At 71.2% G+C, this 21,361-nt stretch carries 19 protein-coding genes and 1 tRNA gene; 12 read left to right on the forward strand and 8 right to left on the reverse strand.

The annotated features are described in order from the left end of the window. Positions 1–85: 85 nt before the first annotated feature. Both PHA84_RS00480 and PHA84_RS00485 read right to left on the reverse strand, forming a co-directional pair. Positions 86–1,864: a GAF domain-containing SpoIIE family protein phosphatase gene (locus PHA84_RS00480; RefSeq protein ID WP_270886119.1), complete on the reverse strand. Its 1,779-nt coding sequence runs from the start codon at positions 1,862–1,864 to the stop codon at positions 86–88. A gap of 74 nt (positions 1,865–1,938) precedes the next feature. Beyond that, positions 1,939–3,495 (reverse strand): dolichyl-phosphate-mannose--protein mannosyltransferase, encoded by a 1,557-nt coding sequence (locus PHA84_RS00485; protein WP_270886120.1) that lies wholly within the window; start codon positions 3,493–3,495, stop codon positions 1,939–1,941. Between the two features lie 49 nt (positions 3,496–3,544). On the opposite strand from PHA84_RS00485, the gene rsmI reads away from it, so the two are divergent. Further along, the gene (rsmI, locus tag PHA84_RS00490; protein WP_270886121.1) at positions 3,545–4,411 is read left to right on the forward strand and encodes a 16S rRNA (cytidine(1402)-2'-O)-methyltransferase; all 867 of its coding nucleotides are present in this window, start codon (positions 3,545–3,547) and stop codon (positions 4,409–4,411) included. 31 nt (positions 4,412–4,442) lie between these two features. On the opposite strand, the gene PHA84_RS00495 is transcribed toward rsmI, so the two are convergent. Together PHA84_RS00495 and PHA84_RS00500 are read right to left on the reverse strand one after the other, a co-directional pair. Beyond that, complete coding sequence (locus tag PHA84_RS00495) at positions 4,443–5,222, reverse strand: CPBP family intramembrane glutamic endopeptidase (RefSeq protein WP_442952808.1); 780 nt, start codon at positions 5,220–5,222, stop codon at positions 4,443–4,445. Between the two features lie 2 nt (positions 5,223–5,224). Beyond that, positions 5,225–5,824: a DUF4126 domain-containing protein gene (locus PHA84_RS00500; protein ID WP_270886123.1), complete on the reverse strand. Its 600-nt coding sequence runs from the start codon at positions 5,822–5,824 to the stop codon at positions 5,225–5,227. A gap of 117 nt (positions 5,825–5,941) precedes the next feature. On the opposite strand from PHA84_RS00500, the gene metG reads away from it, so the two are divergent. From metG to PHA84_RS00530, 6 genes are all read left to right on the forward strand, one after another. Next, a complete protein-coding gene (gene metG / locus PHA84_RS00505; RefSeq protein WP_270886124.1) occupies positions 5,942–7,744 on the forward strand; it encodes a methionine--tRNA ligase in 1,803 nt (600 codons plus the stop codon). Between the two features lie 14 nt (positions 7,745–7,758). Next, positions 7,759–8,622 (forward strand): TatD family hydrolase, encoded by an 864-nt coding sequence (locus tag PHA84_RS00510; RefSeq protein WP_270886125.1) that lies wholly within the window; start codon positions 7,759–7,761, stop codon positions 8,620–8,622. Positions 8,623–8,879: 257 nt separating this feature from the next. Next, the gene (locus PHA84_RS00515; protein WP_270886126.1) at positions 8,880–10,049 is read left to right on the forward strand and encodes a resuscitation-promoting factor; all 1,170 of its coding nucleotides are present in this window, start codon (positions 8,880–8,882) and stop codon (positions 10,047–10,049) included. A gap of 72 nt (positions 10,050–10,121) precedes the next feature. Then, positions 10,122–10,991 (forward strand): 16S rRNA (adenine(1518)-N(6)/adenine(1519)-N(6))-dimethyltransferase RsmA, encoded by an 870-nt coding sequence (gene rsmA / locus PHA84_RS00520; protein WP_270886127.1) that lies wholly within the window; start codon positions 10,122–10,124, stop codon positions 10,989–10,991. A gap of 66 nt (positions 10,992–11,057) precedes the next feature. After that, a complete protein-coding gene (locus PHA84_RS00525) occupies positions 11,058–12,005 on the forward strand; it encodes a 4-(cytidine 5'-diphospho)-2-C-methyl-D-erythritol kinase (protein WP_270886128.1) in 948 nt (315 codons plus the stop codon). After that, positions 11,993–13,837 (forward strand): ABC-F family ATP-binding cassette domain-containing protein, encoded by a 1,845-nt coding sequence (locus PHA84_RS00530; RefSeq protein WP_270886129.1) that lies wholly within the window; start codon positions 11,993–11,995, stop codon positions 13,835–13,837. Before PHA84_RS00525 ends, PHA84_RS00530 begins: the two co-directional genes overlap by 13 nt. A 13-nt stretch (positions 13,838–13,850) precedes the next feature. On the opposite strand, the gene PHA84_RS00535 is transcribed toward PHA84_RS00530, so the two are convergent. Then, on the reverse strand, positions 13,851–14,399 hold the full coding sequence (locus PHA84_RS00535; RefSeq protein ID WP_270886130.1) for a MarR family winged helix-turn-helix transcriptional regulator: 549 nt from the start codon (positions 14,397–14,399) through the stop codon (positions 13,851–13,853). 74 nt (positions 14,400–14,473) lie between these two features. On the opposite strand from PHA84_RS00535, the gene PHA84_RS00540 reads away from it, so the two are divergent. Continuing rightward, positions 14,474–15,277 carry a methyltransferase domain-containing protein gene (locus PHA84_RS00540; RefSeq protein WP_270886131.1) on the forward strand — a complete coding sequence of 268 codons (804 nt, stop codon included), beginning with the start codon at positions 14,474–14,476 and terminating at the stop codon, positions 15,275–15,277. 77 nt (positions 15,278–15,354) lie between these two features. Here the strand turns inward: PHA84_RS00540 and PHA84_RS00545 are convergent, their stop codons facing one another. Both PHA84_RS00545 and PHA84_RS00550 read right to left on the reverse strand, forming a co-directional pair. After that, positions 15,355–15,954, reverse strand: a complete 600-nt coding sequence (locus tag PHA84_RS00545) for a TetR/AcrR family transcriptional regulator (protein WP_270886688.1) — start codon at positions 15,952–15,954, stop codon at positions 15,355–15,357. Positions 15,955–16,033: 79 nt separating this feature from the next. After that, positions 16,034–17,110 carry an acyl-CoA desaturase gene (locus tag PHA84_RS00550; RefSeq protein ID WP_270886132.1) on the reverse strand — a complete coding sequence of 359 codons (1,077 nt, stop codon included), beginning with the start codon at positions 17,108–17,110 and terminating at the stop codon, positions 16,034–16,036. A 197-nt stretch (positions 17,111–17,307) separates the two neighbouring features. Between PHA84_RS00550 and PHA84_RS00555 the strand changes: the two genes are divergently transcribed. The 4 genes from PHA84_RS00555 to PHA84_RS00570 all read left to right on the forward strand — a co-directional run bounded on the left by PHA84_RS00555 (position 17,308) and on the right by PHA84_RS00570 (position 20,650). After that, positions 17,308–17,386 (forward strand) — tRNA-Gln (locus tag PHA84_RS00555). A gap of 25 nt (positions 17,387–17,411) precedes the next feature. Then, positions 17,412–17,957 (forward strand): dihydrofolate reductase family protein, encoded by a 546-nt coding sequence (locus PHA84_RS00560; RefSeq protein WP_270886133.1) that lies wholly within the window; start codon positions 17,412–17,414, stop codon positions 17,955–17,957. 189 nt (positions 17,958–18,146) lie between these two features. Further along, a complete protein-coding gene (glmU, locus tag PHA84_RS00565; protein WP_270886134.1) occupies positions 18,147–19,673 on the forward strand; it encodes a bifunctional UDP-N-acetylglucosamine diphosphorylase/glucosamine-1-phosphate N-acetyltransferase GlmU in 1,527 nt (508 codons plus the stop codon). Next, complete coding sequence (locus PHA84_RS00570; RefSeq protein ID WP_270886135.1) at positions 19,670–20,650, forward strand: ribose-phosphate diphosphokinase; 981 nt, start codon at positions 19,670–19,672, stop codon at positions 20,648–20,650. The genes glmU and PHA84_RS00570 overlap by 4 nt, the downstream gene beginning before the upstream one ends. A gap of 128 nt (positions 20,651–20,778) precedes the next feature. Here the strand turns inward: PHA84_RS00570 and PHA84_RS00575 are convergent, their stop codons facing one another. After that, complete coding sequence (locus PHA84_RS00575) at positions 20,779–21,333, reverse strand: CGNR zinc finger domain-containing protein (RefSeq protein WP_270886136.1); 555 nt, start codon at positions 21,331–21,333, stop codon at positions 20,779–20,781. Between the last annotated feature and the right edge of the window lie 28 nt (positions 21,334–21,361).

Consider the following 21,361-nt stretch of genomic DNA (forward strand, 5'->3'; position numbering starts at 1 on the left):
TCAGATTCGCGCCATAGTCCCGACGGCGTAGCCCCCTGTGCCCGGTCGCGGACCTCCACCGGCGCCTGCCCGGCTACGGAATACGTCAGCGCTCGGGGCCGTCGAGCCGCAGGCAGAGCGCCGCGACGTCGTCGTCACGCGTGGCGTCCCGCACCCGCGCGACGAGCTGGGCGAGAGCCACGTCGAGGTCCCCTTGGCGCAGCAGCGCCAGGGCCTCGAGCAGCCGCTGCTGCCCTACGTCGATGTCCTCGCCCCGCCGCTCGATGAGACCGTCGGTGAACACCAGCAGGGTGTCTCCCGGCCGGAACGGCACCACGTGCTCGCCACGCCGCTGAGGCACCACCCCGAGCGGGCTGCCGTCGGTGTTCTCGAGCTGCTCACCCGTCCCGTCCCGCCGCAGCAGTACCGGCGGCGGATGGCCGGCGTTGGTGACGGTGAGCAGGCCCTCGGAGGTGTCGGCCAGCAGGTATGCCAACGTCACGAGCTGCTCGCCGCCGTACTGCAGGAGCATCCGGTCGAGGCGGCCCACGACCACGCCCGGCGAGGGGTCCAGCGCCACGTACGCTCTGACCGCCGAACGCATCTGCGCCATGGCGGCTGCGGCAGCCACCCCGCGACCCATGACGTCCCCTACGAAGAGGGCCAGCCGACCGTCGTCCAGCGGGATGACGTCGTAGAAGTCGCCACCGATGTCGGTGCGGCCGGAGGGGCTGTAGAGCGCGGCGATGTCGCACCCCGGCACGCGAGGCATGTGGTCGGGCAGGACGGCGTGCTGGAGCCGGCGCGCGGCGGCAAGCGTCTCGCTGTGCAGCTCGGAGTTGTCGATGGCCATCGCACCCCGCTTGGCCAGCTCCTCCGCGAACGCGACGTCGTCGGCGGTGTAGGTGCGTCCCGACTCCGCAGCCACCCAGGTCATGACGCCGAGCAGCCGGTCCCGGGCGATGAGGGGAACGGTCAGCGAGCTGCGCAGGTTCAGGTCCCGGGCGATCCGCAGGAGCTCTTCGTCCCGGGCGCCCGCGACCAGCATGTCGTCGGTGATCTCGGCGAGCAGCTCGCTCTTCCGCGTCCTCATGACGTTCCAGGGGCCGGCCGGCGCGTCCGGGTCACTGGGGTACCGCTCCGCCAGCTCCTGCGCGAGCTGGACCTTGGCGGGGTCGAAGTGGGCCACGGCCAACCGGTGCAGGCGTCCGTCACGCACGAGGTCGATGGCCGACCAGTCCGCGAAGGTGGGAACCGCCAGCCGGGCCACCTGGGCCAGGGTCGCCTCGTAGTCGAGGCTGCTGGCGAGCTCGGCGGAGGCGTCGGCCAGGAAGGTGAGCTTGGCCTGCCGCTCGGCCGCCTCCGCCTCGGCGCGGATGCGCACGAGGGCCTGGGCGCAGGTGTCGGCGAGGATCTCGAAGAAGTCCAGCTCGGCGTCGTCCAGGACCCGGTGCCCCGGGAAGGACAGGCCTATCGCGCCGATCGTGCCGCTCGACACGCTCAGCGGGAGACAGACGATGGACCGCTCGCCGCGGTCCGCCCACGGCATGTCGGGGTAGTGCTCGAGGATCTCCCGACGGCCGCTGAGCAACAGGCGCTCCCCGGAGCGGAGGACCTGGGTGGCCGGCGTCGCGACGGTCAAGGGGTAGCTCGAGTACTGCTGCTCGTCACCCTCCAGGCCGCCCCGCAGCCCCATCAGCCTCACCTGGTCACCGTCGCGCACGCTGAGGGACGCGATGGTGGCGCCCACGGCGTCTGCGCTCTCCTGCACCACGATCTTCGTCACGGCGTCGAGATCCGCTGCGCGCACCAGCGACGCGGTGACCCGCGCGAGACGGGTCAGACGGTCGCCCAGCCCCTCGAAGGCCGCTGACTGCTGTGTCACCACGTCAGGATGCCAGGAGCAGGACTCCAGGCAACCTCCAATCACGAAATGTCGCGACTTGCCTTGCGACGCTGCTAGACCCAGCTGGGGAACCACATCCGCATCGACCACTGCCCCTGGGGGATCACCTGGGCGGTGTAGACCGGCCAGAAGAACGCGAAGAGGGCCAGCGTGAGCAGGCAGTATGCCCCCACGGCGAGCAGTCCGAGCTCTCGCCGTGTCGGCGAGTCGGTCTCCCTGCCGAGCCACAGGCCGAGGACGAACACCACGCCGAGCACCACCCAGGGCTCGAACGCCACCGTGTAGAAGGAGTAGATGGTGCGCTCCTCCAGGCTGAACCAGGGCAGGTACCCCCCGGCGAGCCCGGCCAGGATGCCGCCGGCCCGCCAGTCGCGGTGGAAGAGCCAGTAGTACAGCAGCACGAACACGGCCACGGCACCCAGCCACCAGACCGACACCGTACCGATGGACGTGATGGCCTTCGAGCACTGCTCGACGACGCAGCCGTCCTGCCCTCGCTTCGGCCCCTCGTAGAAGAAGGACGTGGGGCGGCCCTGGACCACCCACGACCAGGGGTTCGTCCGGTACGGGTGGTTGTCGTGCAGGTTGACGTGGAAGGTGTAGATCTCCTGGTGGTAGTGCCACAGCGACCGCAAGGCGTCGGGCACCCACGCTGCCTGTTTGGAGGGGTGCGCCGCCCCCCAGCCGCGGTCGTACCCCGCGGTGGAGCGGAACCACCCTGTCCAGGAGGCGACATACGTGACGAGGGCGGCGCCGACCATGACGGCGGCGGCCGGGAGCCCGTCTCGCACCACCATCGCGGTGACCCGGTGCCGGATCCCGACGGCGCGCCGCGCGCCAAGGTCCCACCAGACCGTCATGAGCCCGAAGGCGACGAGGAAGAACAGCCCCGACCACTTGGTGCCCGTGCACAGCCCCAGACAGACCCCCGCCACCCAGCGCCACGGTCGCACCCCCAGCGACGGGCCGAGCCCTGCCGCGCGCTGCCGCGCGGACAGCAGGGCGGCGCGCTCGGCGAGCAGCGCCCTCGAGCGGTCGCGGTCGATGAGGAGCGCGCAGAACGCCGCCAGCGCCCAGAACATGACGATGAGGTCCAGCAGCCCGGTGCGCGACTGGACGAAGTGGTGCCCCTCGAACGCGACGAGGAACGACGCGATGGCACCCAGCAACGAGGAGCCGAACATCCGGCGGGCGGCCCTGCCGATCATCAGGATCGACAGGGTGCCCAGCACGCACACCGAGAACCGCCAGCCGAAGGAGGACGTCTGGCCGAAGAGCTGCTCACCGATGGCGATGAGCCACTTGCCCACCGGGGGGTGGACGACGAGGTCCCCCTCCGTCCCGAACACGTTGGGGGTGCCGGCGGTGAACAGCTCGTCCGGCTTCTTGAGCGTGTCGGGGACCCGCATCTCCACGCGGTAGTCGAGCATCGAGACGCCCTGCTTGACGTAGTACGTCTCGTCGAACACGAGCTGGTGCGGTCGACCCAGGGACCAGAACCGCATCCCGCCCCCCACGGCTGCGAAGAACAGCGGTCCGACCCAGCCCCACACCGTGTCGGTCGGCCTGAACCCGAGCAGCCGTGATCGCAGCAGCTCCACCGGGGTCATGCCGGTCATCGTATGCAAGGACCTCGCAAGCCCCTGACAGGATGGCGGGGTGACCAGCTCCAGCGGTGTCCTCGTCCTCGCCGCGACCCCGATCGGTGACCCGCGCGACGCCGCCCCCCGCCTCGCGCAGGAGCTGGCCAGCGCGGACGTCGTGGCGGCGGAGGACACCCGACGGCTGCGGCGGCTCTGTTCGGACCTGGCCGTCGCCCCGTCGGGGACGGTCCTGAGCTACCACGAGCACAACGAGGCCTCCCGGACCGCCGAGCTGGTGGAACGGCTCACGGCGGGTGCGCGGGTCGTCGTCGTGACCGACGCCGGCATGCCGTCGGTGTCCGACCCGGGGTACCGGCTGGTCGACGCGGCGGTGGCGGCCGGGGTACGCGTCACGTGTGTCCCCGGGCCCAGCGCCGTCCTCATGGCCTTGGCCGTGTCCGGCCTCCCCGTCGACCGGTTCTGCTTCGAGGGGTTCCTGCCGCGCAAGGGTGGGGAACGCGCGCGGGTCCTCGAGTCGCTGGCCGACGAGCGGCGCACCCTGGTGTTCTTCGAGGCGCCGCACCGCATCGAGGCGAGCCTGCGCGCCATGGCGGCGGCGTGGGGCGCGCAGCGCCGTGCCGCCGTGTGCCGCGAGCTGACGAAGACGTACGAGGAGGTACGCCGAGGGAGCCTCGGCGAGCTTGCCGACTGGGCCGCCGAGGGCGTACGCGGTGAGATCACCGTCGTGGTGGCCGGGGCGGAGCTCCGGGTGCGGTCGCTCGAGGACGCGGTGGCCGACGTGCTGCACCGGGTGGGCGCCGGCGAGCGGCTGAAGCACGTCTGCGCCGATGTCGCCGCCGAGTCCGGGCTGTCGAAGAAGGCGCTCTACGACGCAGTGGTGGCGGCGAGAACGGTCAGCCGGGCCACGACAGCAGGCCCTTGACGAAGGCGCGACAGGAGGCCCGTGAGGACGGTCAGCCGAGCCAGGACAGGTGGCCCTTGAGGAGCGCGTACCCGACGAAGGCCACCACGTCCAGCACCGTGTGCGCGACGACGAGCGGACCGACCCGGCGCGTGCGGGTGTAGGCCCACCCGAAGACCAGGCCCATCGCCAGGTTGCCGACGAAGCCCCCGAAGCCCTGGTAGAGGTGGTACGTGCCGCGGATCACGGCGGAGACGAGCATGACCGCCGGCAGCGACCACCCGGCCCTGAGCCACCGGGTGTACAGGTAGCCGACCATGATGACCTCTTCCAGCACCGCGTTCTGGGCGGCGGCGAGCACCAGGACCGGGATGGTCCACCAGTGGTCCGCGAGGTTGGCGGCGGCGATCGTCGTGTTGAGCCCGAGCCCCCGCGCCGCGGCATACAGCCCGAGCCCCGGCAGCCCCACGGCCGCCGCCAGCGCCAGTCCCTGGAGCAGGTCGCGTCCCGGTCGGCGCAGGTCGAAGCCCATGGCGCCGGTGGCGTCGGCCCGGTCTCTGCGAAGCAGGTGCAGGGCCAGGGCGACGGGCACGAGCGACAGGCCGATCCCCACGAGCTGGTAAGCCAGGTCGAGCCAGGGCCGGTCCGGGGTGACAGTCGAGTTCATGGCTGTCGTCTGCTGGTTCAACGCCACCCGCTGCGTGAGCTTGTCGACCAGCGAGAGGAGAGAGCGCACGGCCGAGGCGCCCAGGCTGACGCCCAGGACGAGCACGGTCTCGGTGACGAGCTGGCGCCTCGTGAGGGCGCCGGCCGCCGGGGTGGGAGTCCGCACGGTCACGCGAGCGCGGCCCTTCGGTCGCGTCGGCGTCGCCACCGGCGGACGGTGAGCCAGAGCCAGACGAGCAGCCCGGCGAGCAGGGCCAGGGCGAGCACCACGAGGACCGGCAGGAAGACGGCTACGAGGCTCAGCCCGACCGACGCGCCGTCCTCGACAGTGGACGCGACGGGCGCCCCGAAGCCCAGCGTGCCGGCGTTGATCGCCGGTCTGGCCACGGTCTTCCCACCGTGCACCAGGCCTGACAGGACGACCCCGAGCACGACGCCCACCCACGGGTGGCTCGTCATCCACGAGGAGTGGTCGAGTCCTTCCGCGGCGGAGGTCGCGGCGAAGACCAGCCCTCCCATGCTGGGGCGGATGAACGTCTGGACGGCATCGTTGACGCTGTCCACGGCAGGGATCTTGTCCAGGACCACCTCCGTCAGGAGCAGCAGCGCGCCGATGCCGATGGCCCACCAGGACTCGACCCAGGCGTAGCTCTGCGGGAGCGTGATGACGTCGCTGAAGCGTGCGATGAGCGCCACCACGAGGAACGGGATGTAGGCGTTGAGGCCCGCCGCGGCGGACAGCCCCATGCCGGTCAGGGCTGCGAGCATCGATCATCTCCTGGGGCTCGGCGGGGCTGTCGGGACATGTCTACTCGACGCCGGGCCGCGTCGCCGGGTTCCCGGCTCGCCGGAAGGCGCCGTGCAGCGCACCCCTAGGATTCAGGCGTGAGCAAAGTGCTGTCCGCCGTCGCCTGGCCGTACGCCAACGGCCCCCGCCACCTGGGCCACGTCGCCGGGTTCGCCGTGCCCTCGGACGTCTTCAGCCGCTACATGCGGATGGCCGGGCACGACGTGCTCATGGTGAGCGGCTCGGACGAGCACGGCACCCCCATCCTGGTCCTCGCGGACAAGGAGGGGGTGACGGCCCGAGAGCTCGTGGACCGCAACCACGCCGTCATCGCCGCCGAGCTCGCCGACCTGGGATGCTCGTACGACCTCTACACGCGCACCACGACGGCCAACCACTACGCGGTCGCCCAGGAGCTCTTCAGCCAGGTCTGGAAGAACGGCTACATGGTGGAGCAGACGACCCGGGGCGCCATCTCGCCGTCCACGGGGCGCACGCTGCCGGACCGCTACATCGAGGGCACCTGCCCGATCTGCTCCTACCCGGAGGCCCGCGGCGACCAGTGCGACAACTGCGGCAACCAGCTCGACCCCACCGACCTCATCGACCCTCGATCCAGGATCGACGGTGAGGTCCCGGAGTTCGTCGAGACGCAGCACTTCTTCCTCGACCTGCCGGCGCTCGCCGACGCGCTCCGAGAGTGGCTGGAGGGTCGGGAGGCGTCGGGGACCTGGCGCCCCAACGTCATCAAGTTCAGCCTCAACATCCTCCAGGAGATCCGCCCGCGCGCCATGACGCGCGACATCGACTGGGGCATCCCCGTGCCGCTGGACGGCTGGCGTGACCAGCCGACGAAGCGGCTGTACGTCTGGTTCGACGCCGTCATCGGGTATCTGTCGGCCTCCATCGAGTGGGCCCGACGGCAGGGGCAGCCCGAACGATGGCGCGAGTGGTGGAACGACCCCGGGGCACTGTCGTACTACTTCATGGGCAAGGACAACATCACCTTCCACTCCCAGATCTGGCCGGCCGAGCTCCTGGCGTACGCGGGCGCCGGCTCCCGCGGCGGCGAGCCGGGCCAGTATGGCGTGCTGAACCTGCCCACCGAGGTGGTGTCCAGCGAGTACCTGACCATGGAGGGCAAGCAGTTCTCGACCTCTCGGGGCTACGTCATCTACATCCGCGAGGTCCTCGACAGGTACGGGCCCGACGCGATCCGCTACTTCATCTGCGCCGCCGGGCCGGAGAACCAGGACGCCAACTTCACCTGGGCGGAGTTCGTGCAGCGCAACAACTCCGAGCTCGTCGCGGGCTGGGGCAACCTCGTCAACCGCACCGCCGCCATGGTCGCGAAGAGCTTCGGTGCCATCCCTGAGCCGGGCGCGCTGGAGCCGGTGGACGAGGCAGTCCGAGCCAGGGTCGTCGCCGCCTTCGACACCGTGGGAGACCTCCTCGCCCGACAACGCGTCAAGGCTGCCGTCGCCGAGACGATGCGGACCGTGGGCGAGGTCAACAAGTACGTCACGGACACGGAGCCCTTCAAGCTCAAGGGCGACGACCAGCGGGACCGGCTCGCCACCGTCCTCCATACGCTCGCGCAGTGCGTGAGCGACCTCAACACCATGCTGAGCCCGTTCTTGCCGCACTCCTCCAACGCGGTCCACCGGGTCCTCGGCGGCGAGGGCGTGTTCATGCCGATGCCCGAGCTGCGTCAGGTCGAGGACCTCGACAAGGAGGCTGGCAGCGGCTATCCCGTCATCACGGGTGAGTACACCGGCACTCCGGCCTGGGCCTCCCGCCCGGTGGTCGTCGGCGCCCGCGTGAGCAAGCCCACACCGCTCTTCGCCAAGCTCGACGAGTCGGTCGTCGAGGACGAGCTCGGCCGGCTCGCCGAAAGCTGAGCCGGCGCGTGCCCATGACGACTCGCGAGACGCCCGCGCCGGGTGGCCGCCGAGGGGTGCCCGTCGCGCCGGACCCCTTGCCGATCGCGGTGGTCGACAACCACACCCACCTCGATATCGCCCGCGACGGAGAAGCCGCCCCCGACGTGGCGCACGCCATCGCGGCGGCGACCGCGGTGGGCGTGGACCGGCTCGTCCAGATCGGCTGTGACCTGCCCGGCGCCCGGTTCACCGTGGAGATGGTGGAACGGCACCCTGCGATGCTGGGCGGAGTCGCCCTGCACCCCAACGAGGTCCCGCGGCTCGCCGAGACCGGCGGGCTGCAGGACGCCTACGACGAGATCGAGCGGCTGGCCGCCCACCCCCGGGTACGCGTCATCGGCGAGACCGGGCTGGACTACTACCGCACCGGCCCGGACGGCGTTGGGGCGCAACAGGAGTCGTTCCGCTGGCACATCGACCTTGCGAAGCGGACCGGCAAGGCTCTGCAGATCCACGACCGGGACGCCCATGACGACGTGCTGGGGATCCTCGCGCAGGAGGGTGCCCCGGAGAAGACCGTCCTGCACTGCTTCTCCGGCGACCTCGCCATGGCCAGGGAGTGCGCTGAGCGTGGCTTCTACCTGAGCTTCGCGGGGACGGTGACGTTCAAGAACGCCAGGGGTCTGCGTGACGCGCTGTCGGTGACCCCGCTCGAGCGGGTCCTGGTCGAGACCGACGCCCCCTACCTCACCCCCGCTCCCTGGCGCGGCGCCACCAACGCGCCATACCTCGTGCCTCTCACGGTGCGGGCGATGGCCGGGGTTCTGGGCGTCGCCGTACCCACGCTGTGCCAGGCCGTCAGCGACACGTCCGAGGCGGTGTACGGCCCCTGGTGAACGGCCAGGCGGTCGATACCAGGAGGCAAGCCGCCTGGCCGAACCTTGGACGTTCCGTTATCAAAATTTGACCTTGGCGCGAAACCACGTCATGGTTGACGACTGTTGGCCGGGGTCGGACCCTCCGGGCGACGCGAGCAGGGGTGCTCACGCCGTCACGAGGACGGTCCCCGACGCCCTGCTGTTCCAGGTCGTGGACCCCACGACGGACGCGCCGCCTTCCACCGATGCCCGGAGAGTACAAACCCTGGAGCATCGTGATCTCTCGTCCCGTTCGGCGTATCGCCCAAGCCGCGGTCGTGACGACCCTCGTCGCTGGCGCGATCGGCGTCGCCCACCTCGACAAGTCCGTCACCCTGTCGGTCGACGGCAAGACCTCTACGGTCCACGCCTTCGGCAGCACCGTCGGCGACGTCCTGAAGAAGCAGGACATCACCGTCCACGAGCACGACCTGGTCGTGCCCTCGGCCGCGACCCCGGTGTCCGACGGCCAGAAGATCGTCGTCCGCTACGGCCGCAAGCTCACCGTCACCATCGACGGCGCCACGCGGGAGTACTGGACCACCGCGACCACGGTCGAGGCGGCGCTGCAGGAGCTCGGCATCCGTGCCGACTCCGCGAAGCTCTCCGCCTCGCGGTCGATGAGCTTGGGCCGTCAGGGCCTGGCGCTGTCCGTGACCACCCCGAAGGCTGTGGTCGTCCATGTGGACGGCAAGAACCTGGCGACCTCCACCACCGGCGCGACCGTCGCGGACGTGCTGGCCGAGCTCAAGGTCGCCAAGGACGGTGACGACCGGGTCAGGCCCGGGCTGTCCACCGCCGTGACGAAGGGCCTGCAGATCGCCGTGCTCCGCGTCACGACGGCCACCGTCAAGGAGACCCGCGCCGTGCCGGCGACGGTCACCCGCACCAAGGACTCCAGCTTGTATGTCGGCCAGACGAAGACCGTCAGTGCCGGCTCGGACGGCGCCACGGTGCTGACCTACAAGGTCACCAAGGTCGACGGCAGAGTCGAGAGCAAGAAGCTCGCCTCCACGAAGGTCACCCAGCGTCCTGTCGCCCGCCTCGTCGCCGTGGGCACCAAGGCGCGGCCGGCGGCCCCGAAGCCCGTCCGCCGAGCCACTACGACGAGCAGCGCCACGACGTCGCGCAGCGCCGGCAACACCTCGGGCGCGGGGCTGAACCTGGCCAACGCCGCCATGTGGGACCGCATCGCCCAGTGCGAGTCCGGCGGCAACTGGCACATCAACACCGGCAACGGCTACTACGGCGGACTGCAGTTCGACTACGGCTCCTGGCTTGCGAACGGTGGCGCGGACTTCGCGTCGAGGGCCGACCTCGCCTCGCGCGAGGAGCAGATCACCGTGGCCAACCGGTACTACGCCAAGGCGGGCCTCGGCCCGTGGGGCTGCGCCCACGCGGCCTGACGAGGACCTTCGCAGCAGCGCCCCGGACCCGTGTGGTCCGGGGCGCTGTCGCGTTCCCCTAAAGTCGGCGCCATGGTGGAGCAGGACGGCACCGGGTACCTCGGGGCGGCGCAGGTCCGGGAGATCGCGGCCGGGCTGGGTCTTCGCCCCACCAAGCAGTGGGGCCAGAACTTCGTCGTCGACGCCAACACCGTCAAGCGCATCGCCCGGGTCGCCGGGGTCAGCGAGCGGGACTCCGTCGTCGAGGTCGGCCCCGGGCTGGGGTCCCTGACGCTCGCACTGTTGCCGCGCGCCGGACATGTCACCGCCGTCGAGGTCGACCCCGCGCTGGCAGAGGCCCTCCCCGGCACGGTGCGACGCCTGGCTCCCGCCTACGCCGAGCGGCTGACCCTGGTGCACGCCGACGCCATGCAGGTGCGCGAGCTGCCCGACCCGCAACCGACCGCGCTGGTGGCCAACCTGCCGTACAACGTGTCGGTGCCCGTCGTCCTCACCTTCCTCGAGGCCTTCCCGACACTCGAGCGCGTCCTGGTCATGGTCCAGCTCGAGGTGGCGGAGCGGTTGGCCGCCGGTCCGGGGAGCAAGGCGTACGGCGTACCCAGCGTGAAGGCGGCCTGGTATGCCGCCGTGCGGCTGGCCGGCACCGTCCCGCGGAGCGTCTTCTGGCCCGTTCCGAACGTCGACTCCGGGCTGGTGGCCCTCGAGCGTCGCCCGCCCCCGGAGACGGCAGCGTCCCGGGTCGACACCTTCGCGTGCGTCGACGCCGCCTTCGCCCAGCGACGCAAGACGCTGCGCGCGGCCCTCGCCGGCTGGGCCGGCTCCGCGGCCCGGGCCGAGGAGTGCCTGCGCGCCGCGGGCGTCGACCCGCGGACGCGCGGTGAGCAGCTGGGGGTCGAGGCCTTCGCGGCCATCGCCGCTGCCAGGGGCCGGCTGCCGTCCTGACCCCACGGTCTCCGCACGCCCTCCGGTCAGGAAACGGGAAACTGTGCACCCATTAGGGTTGCGGCCATGACCTCCGCTGCCGTGACGCCGTCCTCGGTGACGGTTCGGGTGCCGGCGAAGGTCAACCTCGAGCTGCTCGTCGGGCCCCCTCGGGAGGACGGCTACCACCCTCTGGCGACCGTCTACCAGGCGGTCACCCTGTTCGACGAGGTGACCGTCAGGACCGCCGCCGAGTGGAGCATCTCGGTCGTCGGGCCGCAGTCGGTGGGAGTCCCGGCGGACGACACCAACCTCGCCGCACGTGCCGCTCGGCGGCTGGCCGCGGCGAACGGGGTGGTCCAGCCCGTCCACCTGCGGGTGCGCAAGGAGATCCCGGTGGCCGGGGGGATGGCGGGCGGCTCCGCTGACGCCGCGGCGGCACTCGTGGCCTGCGACCAGCTCTGGGGTCTGTCCCTGTCCCGGCCCGCGCTCGAGAAGATCGCCGCAGACGTGGGCAGCGACGTGCCGTTCCTCCTCTCGGGGGGGACGGCCATGGGCTCCGGTCGTGGTGAGGTCCTGGCTCCGGTGCTCGCCAAGGGCACGTACCACTGGGTGTTCGCCCTGAGCGAGAAGGGACTCTCGACGCCGGCGGTGTACGCGGAGTGCGACCGGCTGCGCTCCGGCCGCCCGGTGCACCAGCCGTCGCCGAGCCCCGAGATGATGACCGCCCTGCGCTCCGGCAACGCACGCGCCCTCGGTGAGGCGCTGAGCAACGACCTGCAGGCGGCTGCCATCTCGTTGATGCCCGAGATCGGCGACGTCCTCGATGCGGGGCTCGAGTTCGGCGCGGTCGGGGGCGTGGTGTCGGGCTCGGGCCCCACCGTGGCGTTCCTCGCCGAGGACCACGAGTCCGCCCTCGACCTGGCGGTCTCGCTGACGGCGTCGGGCGCGGTGCAGGACGTCCGTCGCGCGACCGGTCCCGCGCATGGCGCGCATGTGGTCCCCACGTCCAGGCCGGTGTCATGGCCAACCTGATCTCGGTGGAACGTGCCTCGCTCGCGCTCGGCACGGCGCAGGTGCTCGACGAGATCTCGCTCGGCGTCCTCGGCGGTGACCGGATCGGGGTCGTAGGACGCAACGGCGGCGGCAAGACGACGCTGCTGCGCGTCCTGGCCGGGCTGCGCCCGGTGGACTCCGGCAGGGTGACCCGGGTCGGCGGCGCGACGATCGGCGTCCTCGCGCAGGAGGACGTGCTGGACCCGTCCCACTCGGTCCGCCAGGCCGTGCTGGGCGACCTTGCCGAGCATGTGTGGGCCGGCGACGCGCGGATCCGCGACGTGCTCACCGGCCTGCTCGGCGGCCTCGACGCGTCGGCGGTCGGAGGCCTGGAGGCCACGGTGGGCCCGCTCTCAGGTGGCGAACGACGCAGGCTCGCCCTGGCTCGCCTGCTGGTCGCCGACCCGACGGTGCTCTTCCTCGACGAGCCGACGAACCACCTCGACGTGGAGGGCGTCGCCTGGCTGGCGGAGCACCTGGTGCGGCACCGTGGTCGGCAGGACAACGCCCTGTTCGCGATCACGCACGACCGCTGGTTCCTCGACGCGGTGGCCACGCAGACGTGGGAGGTCGTGGACGGCAAGGTCAACGCCTTCGAAGGCGGCTACGCCGCCTACGTGCTGGCCAGGGCGGAGCGGGAGCGGATGGCGGCGGCAACGGCCGAGCGGCGGGACAACCTGCTGCGCAAGGAGCTGGCCTGGCTTCGCCGGGGCGCGCCGGCGCGGACGTCCAAGCCCAAGTTCCGTATCGAGGCGGCCAACACCCTCATCGCGGACGAGCCGCCGCCCCGCGACGACGTCGAGCTGCTGCGCTTCGCGACCACCCGGCTGGGCAAGGACGTCGTCGACCTGCACGACGCCTCGGTGGTCCTCGGCGACCGCCTGCTGCTCGACCGGGTCACCTGGCACCTCGCCCCGGGCGAGAGGGTCGGCATCGTGGGGGTGAACGGGGCCGGCAAGTCCACTCTGCTGCGCGCCATCGCGGGACAGGTGCCGCTCACCTCCGGCAAGCGTAAGCAGGGCGTCACCGTCCGGCTGGCCTACCTGACCCAGGAGGTGCGCGAGCTCGAGAGGTATGCCGAGTGGCGGGTCATCGAGGCCATCGAGGACGTACGCAAGTACGTGCAGCTCGGCCGCAAGGAGGTGAGCGCGTCCCAGCTGGCGCAGCGGCTGGGGTTCACCGGCGGCCGCCAGCAGACCCGGGTGTCCGACCTGTCCGGCGGTGAGCGTCGGCGGCTGCAGCTCACCCGGCTGCTGATGGACGAGCCCAACCTCCTGCTGCTCGACGAGCCGACGAACGACCTCGACATCGAGACCCTGACCTCGCTGGAGGACGTCCTGGACGGCTGGGCGGGCACGCTGCTCGTCGTATCACACGACCGGTACCTGCTGGAGCGCGTCTGCGACCGCCAGGTGGCCCTGCTGGGGGACGGCAAGGTGCGCGACCTGCCCGGAGGCGTCGAGCAGTACCTCGAGCTGCGGCATGCCGCACCGGCCGGCGGGTGGCCTGCGACCGGTGTCGCGGCCGAGAGTCGAGCGCTGACCACCGCGCCCGCGGGACCGTCGGCCTCGGGGGACGAAGCCGCCACCGCCAGCCCGGCGCAGCTGCGCGAGGCTCGCAAGGAGATGGCTCGCATCGAGAAGCAGCTCACCCGGCTGTCGGAGCGCGAGGACCGCCTGCACACGGCCATGGTGGAGGCCGCCGCCGACCACACCAAGGTCCTGGAGCTCAACGCCCAGCTGCGCGAGATCGTCGACGAGCGCGAGGCCCTGGAGCTCGACTGGCTGGCTGCCGCCGAGGTCGCCGGCTAGGTCTGATGTCGGGCTAGGCCTCGAACGGGGAGAGCAGGCGTCGGAGCATCGCTGCCAGCTCCTCGCAGTCACTGCTGGACAGCTCGACGAGGAGGTCCCGCTCCCGGTCCAGCAGGTCGGCCATGGCGGCGTCGACCGTCTGTTGACCCGAGGCGGTGAGCCGCACGATCACGCCACGCCGGTCCGTGAGGCTGGGGCTGCGCTCGACCAGCCCGCGGTGCTGGAGCCGGTCGACGCGGTTGGTCATCGTTCCGCTCGTCACCAGGGTCTGCCGGATCAGCTGACCGGGGGAGAGCGCGTAGGGCGCCCCGGCGCGGCGCAGGGCGGACAGCACGTCGAACTCCCAGCCCTCCAGCTGGTGCCTGGCGAACGCCTGGGCTCGGTCGAGGTCCAGGCGCCGCGCCAGGCGGGAGACGCGGGACAGCACCTGCAGGGGAGCCACGTCGAGGTCGGGGCGCTCGCGACGCCAGGCGTCGACGATCTGGTCGACGTCGTCCGGTTGGGGCGGCGTCGGGCCGTCATCGTCCGGCTGGGGCGTCCGGCCGACCCCGTAGGCGCTCATGATGACAACTGTAACGACCATCAAGTATCTTGATATCAAGATAAGTGCACGAGCCGAGCGCGGAGGCAGAAGCGATGAGTGTGCGTTGGGACCCGCAGCAGTACGCGAAGTTCGCGGACCACCGTGGCCGCCCGTTCACGGACCTCCTGGCACGGGTCGGCGCGGAACATCCTTCCGTCGTCGTGGACCTCGGCTGCGGCAACGGGCCCCTCACGCTGTCCCTCGCGCAGCGCTGGCCGGGCGCCACGGTCGTCGGGGTGGACCAGTCGCCCCAGATGCTCGAGGCCGCCCGCGGCCTCGACGTCGACAGCCGTGTCGAGTGGGTGCAGGCCGACGTCCGTGCATGGGACCCCAGGTCCTTGGCTGCGCCGCCCGACGTCCTGGTCACGAACGCGACCTTGCAGTGGGTGCCCGGGCACGTCGAGCTCCTCGTGCAGTGGGCGCAGAGCCTGGCCCCCGGCGGGTGGCTGGCGATGCAGGTGCCCGGGAACCTCGAGGCTCCGTCCCACGCCTTGATGCGTGAGGTCGCGGCGTCGCACCCCGCGGCGGAGCGTCTGGAGCCCGCGCTGCGCCGCCTGGCCGTGGAGGCTCCGGCCCGGTATGTCGAGCTGCTGGCGGGCGCCGGGCTGGCGGTCGACGGCTGGGAGACGACCTACCAGCACGTGCTGGACCCGCTTGGCCAGCAGGAGAACCCGGTCCTGGAGTGGGTCCGCGGGACGGGCCTGCGGCCGGTGCTGGACACGTTGACCGACGAAGCGGAGCGAACGGCGTTCCTGGCGGAGTACGACGCTCGGCTGCGCACCGCATACCCCCGCACCTCGGTGGGCGTCATCTTCCCGTTCCGTCGCGTCTTCTGCGTCGCCCACCGCCCAGCCTGATCGGCCAAGCTCACGATTTTGTGCGTGTCGCCGCCCTCTGGGCCATGACACGCACTAAATCCTGAGTTCGGTCGGGGTCAGCGGATGGTGGACAGGCTCGGTTTCTTCTCCAGACCGGCCAGACCGTTCCAGGCCAGGTTGACGAGGTGGGCCGCGACGTCGGTCTTCTTCATCTTTCGAGAGTCCAGCCACCACTGTCCGGTCAGCGCCACCATGCCGACCAGCATCTGGGCGTAGAGGGGGGCCGTCCTGGGGTCCAGCCGCCGGCTCTTGAACTCGGCGGCGAGGATGTGCTCGACCTGGCTCGCCACGTCGGAGATGAGGCTGGCGAAGGACCCTGTCGACTGACCGGCGGGGCTGTCGCGGACCAGGATGCGGAAACCGTCGGTGTTGCTCTCGATGTAGTCGAGCAGGGCTCCGGCCGCGCGCTCCAGCGTCTGGCGGCTGCCCAGCTCCGCGCTGAGCGCGCCTGTGATCCCCCCCAGCAGCGCCGCGATCTCGCGGTCGACGACGACGGCGTACAGCCCCTCCTTGCCGCCGAAGTGCTCGTACACCACTGGCTTGGACACGCTGGCCCTCGACGCGATCTCCTCGACGGAGGTCCCTTCGAACCCCTTGTCGGCGAAGAGCCTCCGGCCGACCTCGATGAGCTGCTCACGGCGCTGCTTGCCGGTCATCCGGGAGCGCGCGCTGGTGGGGGCTGGCTTCTCCCGGGCGTCGGTCACGGGTCCCATCATGCCCGCCAGCAGGGGGACCTCAGGTCGGCAGCCGGCGCGCGTCCAGGCGCTTCGCAACCGGCCACCGCACGTCGCTGGCCCAGCCGAGCCTCTCGAAGGCCCAGATGACCCGCGCGCTGCTGTCGACCTGGCCCTTCTCCACCCCGTGGCGGGCGCACGTGGGGTCGGCATGGTGGAGGTTGTGCCACGACTCACCCATGGACAGCACGGCCAGCCACCAGACGTTGCCGGACTTGTCCCGGCTGCGGAAAGGACGCTCGCCGATCGTGTGACAGATGGAGTTGATCGACCACGTGACGTGGTGCAGCAGCGCGACCCGCACCAGCGAGCCCCAGAAGAAGGCCGTCACGGCACCCTGCCAGCTCATCGACCAGAGGCCCCCCACGACAGCGGGCAGCAGCATGGAGACGGCGACCAGGGCGGGAAAGGCGCGGTCCACCTTCTGAAGGTCGGCGTCAGCCATGAGGTCGGGGGCGTACTTGCTCCGCGGGGTCTGCTCCACGTCGAACAGCCAACCGGTATGGGCCCACCACAGGCCCTTCGCGAGCGCCGGGACCGTCTCCCCGTAGCGCCACGGCGAGTGCGGGTCGCCTTCGCGGTCCGAGAAGGCGTGGTGTCGCCGGTGGTCGGCCACCCATCGCACCACGGGGCCCTCGATCGCCAGCGACCCGGCCACGGCCAGCGCGATCTTCAGCGCGCGAGCGGCCTTGAAGGACCCGTGGGTGAAATGGCGGTGGAAGCCGACGGTGATCCCGTGCCCGGCGACCGCATACATGACGACGGCGATCAGCAGGTCGTGCCACCCCAACCCCCAGCCCCACGCGACCGGGATGGCGGCGACCAGAGCCAGGAACGGCACCCCGATGAAGAGGGCGAGGGCCACCTGTTCGCCGGTGCGCTTCTTCTCGGCGGGGACCTCGACGGGCCCGCCGTGCGCGGGAGTGCTCGCCTCGGTCGGGGTCTGCCCGGTCGGGGTCTGCCCGGTCGGGGTCTGCCCGGTCGGGGTCTGCCCGGGCGCGGTCCTCCCGGCGGCGGGCTCCCCGGCCGCGGGCTTGCCGCGAACGGTCTTTCCGGTGGTGGGAGTCACGGTTGTCATGTCAGACCCTCCGACGGTCGCCGACATCGCTCCGAGCGAACTTACGCCACCGTAACCTACGGTCTCGTAGGTGTCATCCAGAGACGGAACGCCGGGGAGCGACCGCGCAGCGCCGATGTGAGGGAGCAGGGAGCGCGGACCGGTGCCGCGGCACCGAGCGTCTTGGCTACCCTTGGTCGGTCCCTCGCCGAGGGCGTTCCCCGGTTGGTCTGCTGGCAGGGCCCGCCTGACTTTGAATCAGGATTAGCGACGATGGTTCGATTCCATCCCGGGGAGCGACACGACAAGGGAGGGCAGCGCCATGGGGACGATCGCCGTGCACGAGTTCGTCAGCCTCGACGGGGTCTTCGAAGACCCCAGCTGGACGTTCGACTACGGGTTCGACCCCGAGATGGGGGAGACGCTCGCGGCGGTCACGCAGGCGTCGACGGCGATCCTGCTGGGTCGGACGACGTTCGAGATGTTCGCCCCGGCCTGGTCCACCCGCACGGTGGCGGACGACCCCGGTGCCCCGTTCTTCAACGACACCCCGAAGTACGTCGTGGGCGCCCAGGAGCCGAGCGTCCAGTGGGCCGGCTCCACGCGTCTGGGACCGTACGACGCAGCGACCATCCAGCGCCTCAAGGACGACACCGACGGCACCATCTACGTCTCGGGCAGCGGCACGCTCGTCCGGGCACTGCTGCGTGACGGGTTGGTGGACGTCCTCCATCTCTTCGTCTACCCGGTGGCCCTCGGGCAGGGGCGGCGCCTGTGGGCCGAGGGCGGTGAACCGACGCGGCTCGCTCTGAGCCAGCACCAGGCGTACGAGAACGGCGTCGTGCATCTCGGTCTCACGCCGGCCTAGCCGTCAGTACAGCCGCCTGCCCACCCCTCACGCAGCCGCGAGGCCACCACTGCCGCCTAGCCACCGCACGCGCCCCAGGGACTGCTCCGGGAGGGAACGGCGGGAGGCTGGCGCACCGGGGCGACCATGACCGCCCGGTAGCATGACGGCGTCCCGTCGCACCCCACCACCTCGCTGGAGTCCTCGCGCGTGAACGCCCCCCACGGCCGCCCCAGGCTCGCCGCCGTCATCGTCCTCGCCGCGGGCGAGGGCACCCGGATGAAGTCCGCCACCCCGAAGGTGCTGCACAGGATCGGCGGTCGCACGCTCCTCGGACACGCCATCGCGGCGGCTCGGGCCGCTGGTCCGGAGCATCTGGCAGTGGTCGTGCGGCACGAACGGGACCTGGTCGCGGCGCACATCGCCGAGATCGACCCCGAGGCTGTCATCGCCGACCAGGACGAGATCAAGGGGACCGGCCGCGCCACGGAGTGCGCGCTCGCAGCGCTGCCCAAGGGCCTCGAGGGCACCGTCCTGGTCACGTACGGTGACGTGCCACTGCTGGCAGGGGAGACGCTCGAGGCGCTGCTCCACGAGCACGCCGGCACGGGCAGCGCGGTCAGCGTCATCACCGCGCGCCTGGACGACCCGACGGGATACGGGCGCATCCTGCGCGGCCCCGACGGCGAGGTCGTCGGCATCGTGGAGCAGAAGGACGCCAGCGAGGAGCAGCGTGCCATCACCGAGATCAACTCGGGGATCTACGCCTTCGACGCCTCCATGCTGCAGCACGCGCTCTCCCAGGTCGGCACCGACAACGCGCAGGGCGAGAAGTACCTCACCGACGTGCTGGCGATCGCCCGCAGCTCCGGTGGGCGCGTGAGTGCGCATCTGGTCGACGACCTCTGGCAGACCGAGGGCGTCAACGACCGTGTGCAGCTGGCCCGGCTGGGCCGGGAGCTCAACCGTCGCACCACGGAGCGGTGGATGCGCGACGGCGTGACCATCGTCGACCCCGCCACCACGTGGATCGACGCCGACGTGACGATCGGCCGGGACACCACCATCCTGCCGAACACCCAGCTGCTGGGAGCCACGGCCGTCGGCGCGGACGCCACCATCGGGCCCGACTGCACGCTCACCGACACGGAGGTGGGCGATGGTGCGCAGGTCAAGCGCACGGAGGCCCAGCTGGCGGTCATTGGACCGCGGGCCACCGTTGGACCTTTCAGCTATCTCAGACCGGGGACCGAGCTGGGCGCCAAGGGCAAGATCGGCGGCTTCGTGGAGACGAAGAACGCCAAGATCGCCGACGGGGCGAAGGTGCCCCACCTGACGTATGCCGGCGACGCGACGATCGGTGAGGGCGCCAACATCGGTGCGGGCACGATCTTCGCCAACTACGACGGCGTGGCCAAGCACCACACCTCCGTGGGCCGGTACAGCTTCGTCGGCTCGGACTCGGTGCTCATCGCGCCGGTCACGATCGCGGATGGCGCCTACGTCGCTGCCGGCTCGGCCGTCACCGGTGAGGTGGGTCCGGGCCAGATGGCAGTCGCCCGCGGCAGGCAGCGCAACGTCGACGGCTGGGTGGCGGCCAAGCGGGCCGGGACGAAGACGCACCTCGCGGCCGAGGCGGCGGGCGGCGGGGGCGAGTCCGGGCCGCCGGAGGCCGGAGGGCAAGACGCCAGCCCCAGGCATACCCAGGCATCGACCGAAGGGCAGGCCCAGGCGTGACCGGCATCCTCAAGGCGACCGAGAAGAACCTCATGGTCTTCGCGGGGCGGGCCCACATCGAGCTCGCACAGGAGGTGGCGAAGCTGCTCGGCACCGACCTGGTGCCGACGAGCGCGTACGACTTCGCCAACGGGGAGATCTACGTCCGCTACGAGGAGTCCGTGCGAGGGTCGGACGCCTTCGTGATCCAGAGCCACACCAAGCCCATCAACGAGGCGATCATGGAGCAGCTGCTCATGGTCGACGCGCTCAAGCGGGCCAGCGCGAAGCGGATCACCGTCGTCCTGCCCTTCTACGGCTACGCCCGTCAGGACAAGAAGCACCGGGGCCGCGAGCCCATCTCGGCGCGGCTCATGGCAGACCTCTTCAAGACCGCGGGAGCCGACCGGCTGATGGCTGTCGACCTGCACACGGCGCAGATCCAGGGTTTCTTCGACGGTCCCGTCGACCACCTCATGGCGCTGCCGATCCTGTCCGACTACGTCGCTCGCCGGTACGGCCACGAGCAGCTCGCGGTCGTATCGCCCGACGCGGGGCGGATCAAGGTGGCCGAGCAGTGGTCGCAGCGTCTCGGGGGCGCGCCGCTGGCCTTCATCCACAAGACGCGTGACATCAACCGCCCCAACGAGACGGTCGCCAACCGGGTCGTCGGCGAGGTCAAGGGCCGCGTCTGCGTCCTCGTCGACGACATGATCGACACCGGGGGGACCATCACCAAGGCGGCCGACGCCCTCATGGCCGAAGGAGCGTCCGGGGTGGTGATTGCGGCCACCCACGCGATCTTGTCCGGACCGGCCGTGGAGCGGCTCAAGGACTGCGGCGCAGCCGAGGTCATCGTGACGAACACCCTGCCCATCGACCTCGCCAGCGACTTCGACAAGCTCACCACCCTCTCGATCGCGCCGCTGATCAGCCGCGCGATCCAGGAGGTGTTCGAGGACGGCTCCGTCACGAGCCTCTTCGACGGCCAGGCCTGAGGCCGCTGCTTCCGAAGTCCGGGACTTCGGCGCGACACGCCGCGGGGAGACCCGAAGTCCCGGACTTCGGAAGCGCCAGCCGGGGGGAGGGGCAGGCAGGGGAGTGGCAGGCAGGGAAAGTGGCGGGCTCAGCTGCGCGCCCCGGAGCGGCGCGCCCGGTATGCCGCGACGTTGGCCCGGTTGCCGCACCCACCGTCGCAGTAGCGCTTGGACCGGTTCTTGGACAGGTCCACCACGACGTCGGCGCAGTCGGGCGCCGAGCAGACCCGCAGGCGGTCGAGCTCGTCGGCGCGGATGACGTCGACCAGAGCCATCGCCGCCTCCACCGCCATGCGGGTGGCCAGCGGCGCGTCCGGTGACGTGGCGTGCAGATGCCAGGACCACTCGCCGTGCCTGACGAGCTGCGGAAGCGCCTGCGCCTCTGACAGCAGGGTGTTGACCGCCTCCACCGCCTCGTCGCAGGACGCCGTCCACAGCGCTCGCAGCCTCGGACGCAGGGCCCGTACCGCCGCAAGCTCGTTCTCGTCGTGCCTTCGGGAGCCGGTCCACTCCCACTCCCGGACGAACCGGTCCAGGTCGTCCACGGTGGTCAGGTCGTCCGTGTCCGAGGGCAGTGCCGCTGCGGTGTTGACCAGGGCCGCCGCGCCGCGCAGGGCCACGGTCGTGTCATGGGCAAAGATCATCTTGACTCCTGACGGTCGTCCCCTCTAC

Source organism: Pedococcus sp. 5OH_020, from assembly GCF_027812955.1.
Classification (GTDB): Bacteria; Actinomycetota; Actinomycetes; order Actinomycetales; family Dermatophilaceae; genus Pedococcus.

Bases quoted from the DNA above. Each gene is read 5' to 3' on its own strand.
- PHA84_RS00485 (WP_270886120.1), bottom strand. From the start codon at position 3,495: ATGACCCCGGTGGAGCTGCTGCGATCACGGCTGCTCGGGTTCAGGCCG.
- PHA84_RS00500 (WP_270886123.1), bottom strand. From the start codon at position 5,824: ATGCTCGCAGCCCTGACCGGCATGGGGCTGTCCGCCGCGGCGGGCCTC.
- PHA84_RS00510 (WP_270886125.1), top strand. From the start codon at position 7,759: ATGACGACTCGCGAGACGCCCGCGCCGGGTGGCCGCCGAGGGGTGCCC.
- rsmA (WP_270886127.1), top strand. From the start codon at position 10,122: ATGGTGGAGCAGGACGGCACCGGGTACCTCGGGGCGGCGCAGGTCCGG.
- PHA84_RS00525 (WP_270886128.1), top strand. From the start codon at position 11,058: ATGACCTCCGCTGCCGTGACGCCGTCCTCGGTGACGGTTCGGGTGCCG.
- PHA84_RS00530 (WP_270886129.1), top strand. From the start codon at position 11,993: ATGGCCAACCTGATCTCGGTGGAACGTGCCTCGCTCGCGCTCGGCACG.
- PHA84_RS00535 (WP_270886130.1), bottom strand. From the start codon at position 14,399: ATGAGCGCCTACGGGGTCGGCCGGACGCCCCAGCCGGACGATGACGGC.
- PHA84_RS00540 (WP_270886131.1), top strand. From the start codon at position 14,474: ATGAGTGTGCGTTGGGACCCGCAGCAGTACGCGAAGTTCGCGGACCAC.
- PHA84_RS00545 (WP_270886688.1), bottom strand. From the start codon at position 15,954: ATGACCGGCAAGCAGCGCCGTGAGCAGCTCATCGAGGTCGGCCGGAGG.
- PHA84_RS00550 (WP_270886132.1), bottom strand. From the start codon at position 17,110: ATGACAACCGTGACTCCCACCACCGGAAAGACCGTTCGCGGCAAGCCC.
- PHA84_RS00560 (WP_270886133.1), top strand. From the start codon at position 17,412: ATGGGGACGATCGCCGTGCACGAGTTCGTCAGCCTCGACGGGGTCTTC.
- PHA84_RS00575 (WP_270886136.1), bottom strand. From the start codon at position 21,333: ATGATCTTTGCCCATGACACGACCGTGGCCCTGCGCGGCGCGGCGGCC.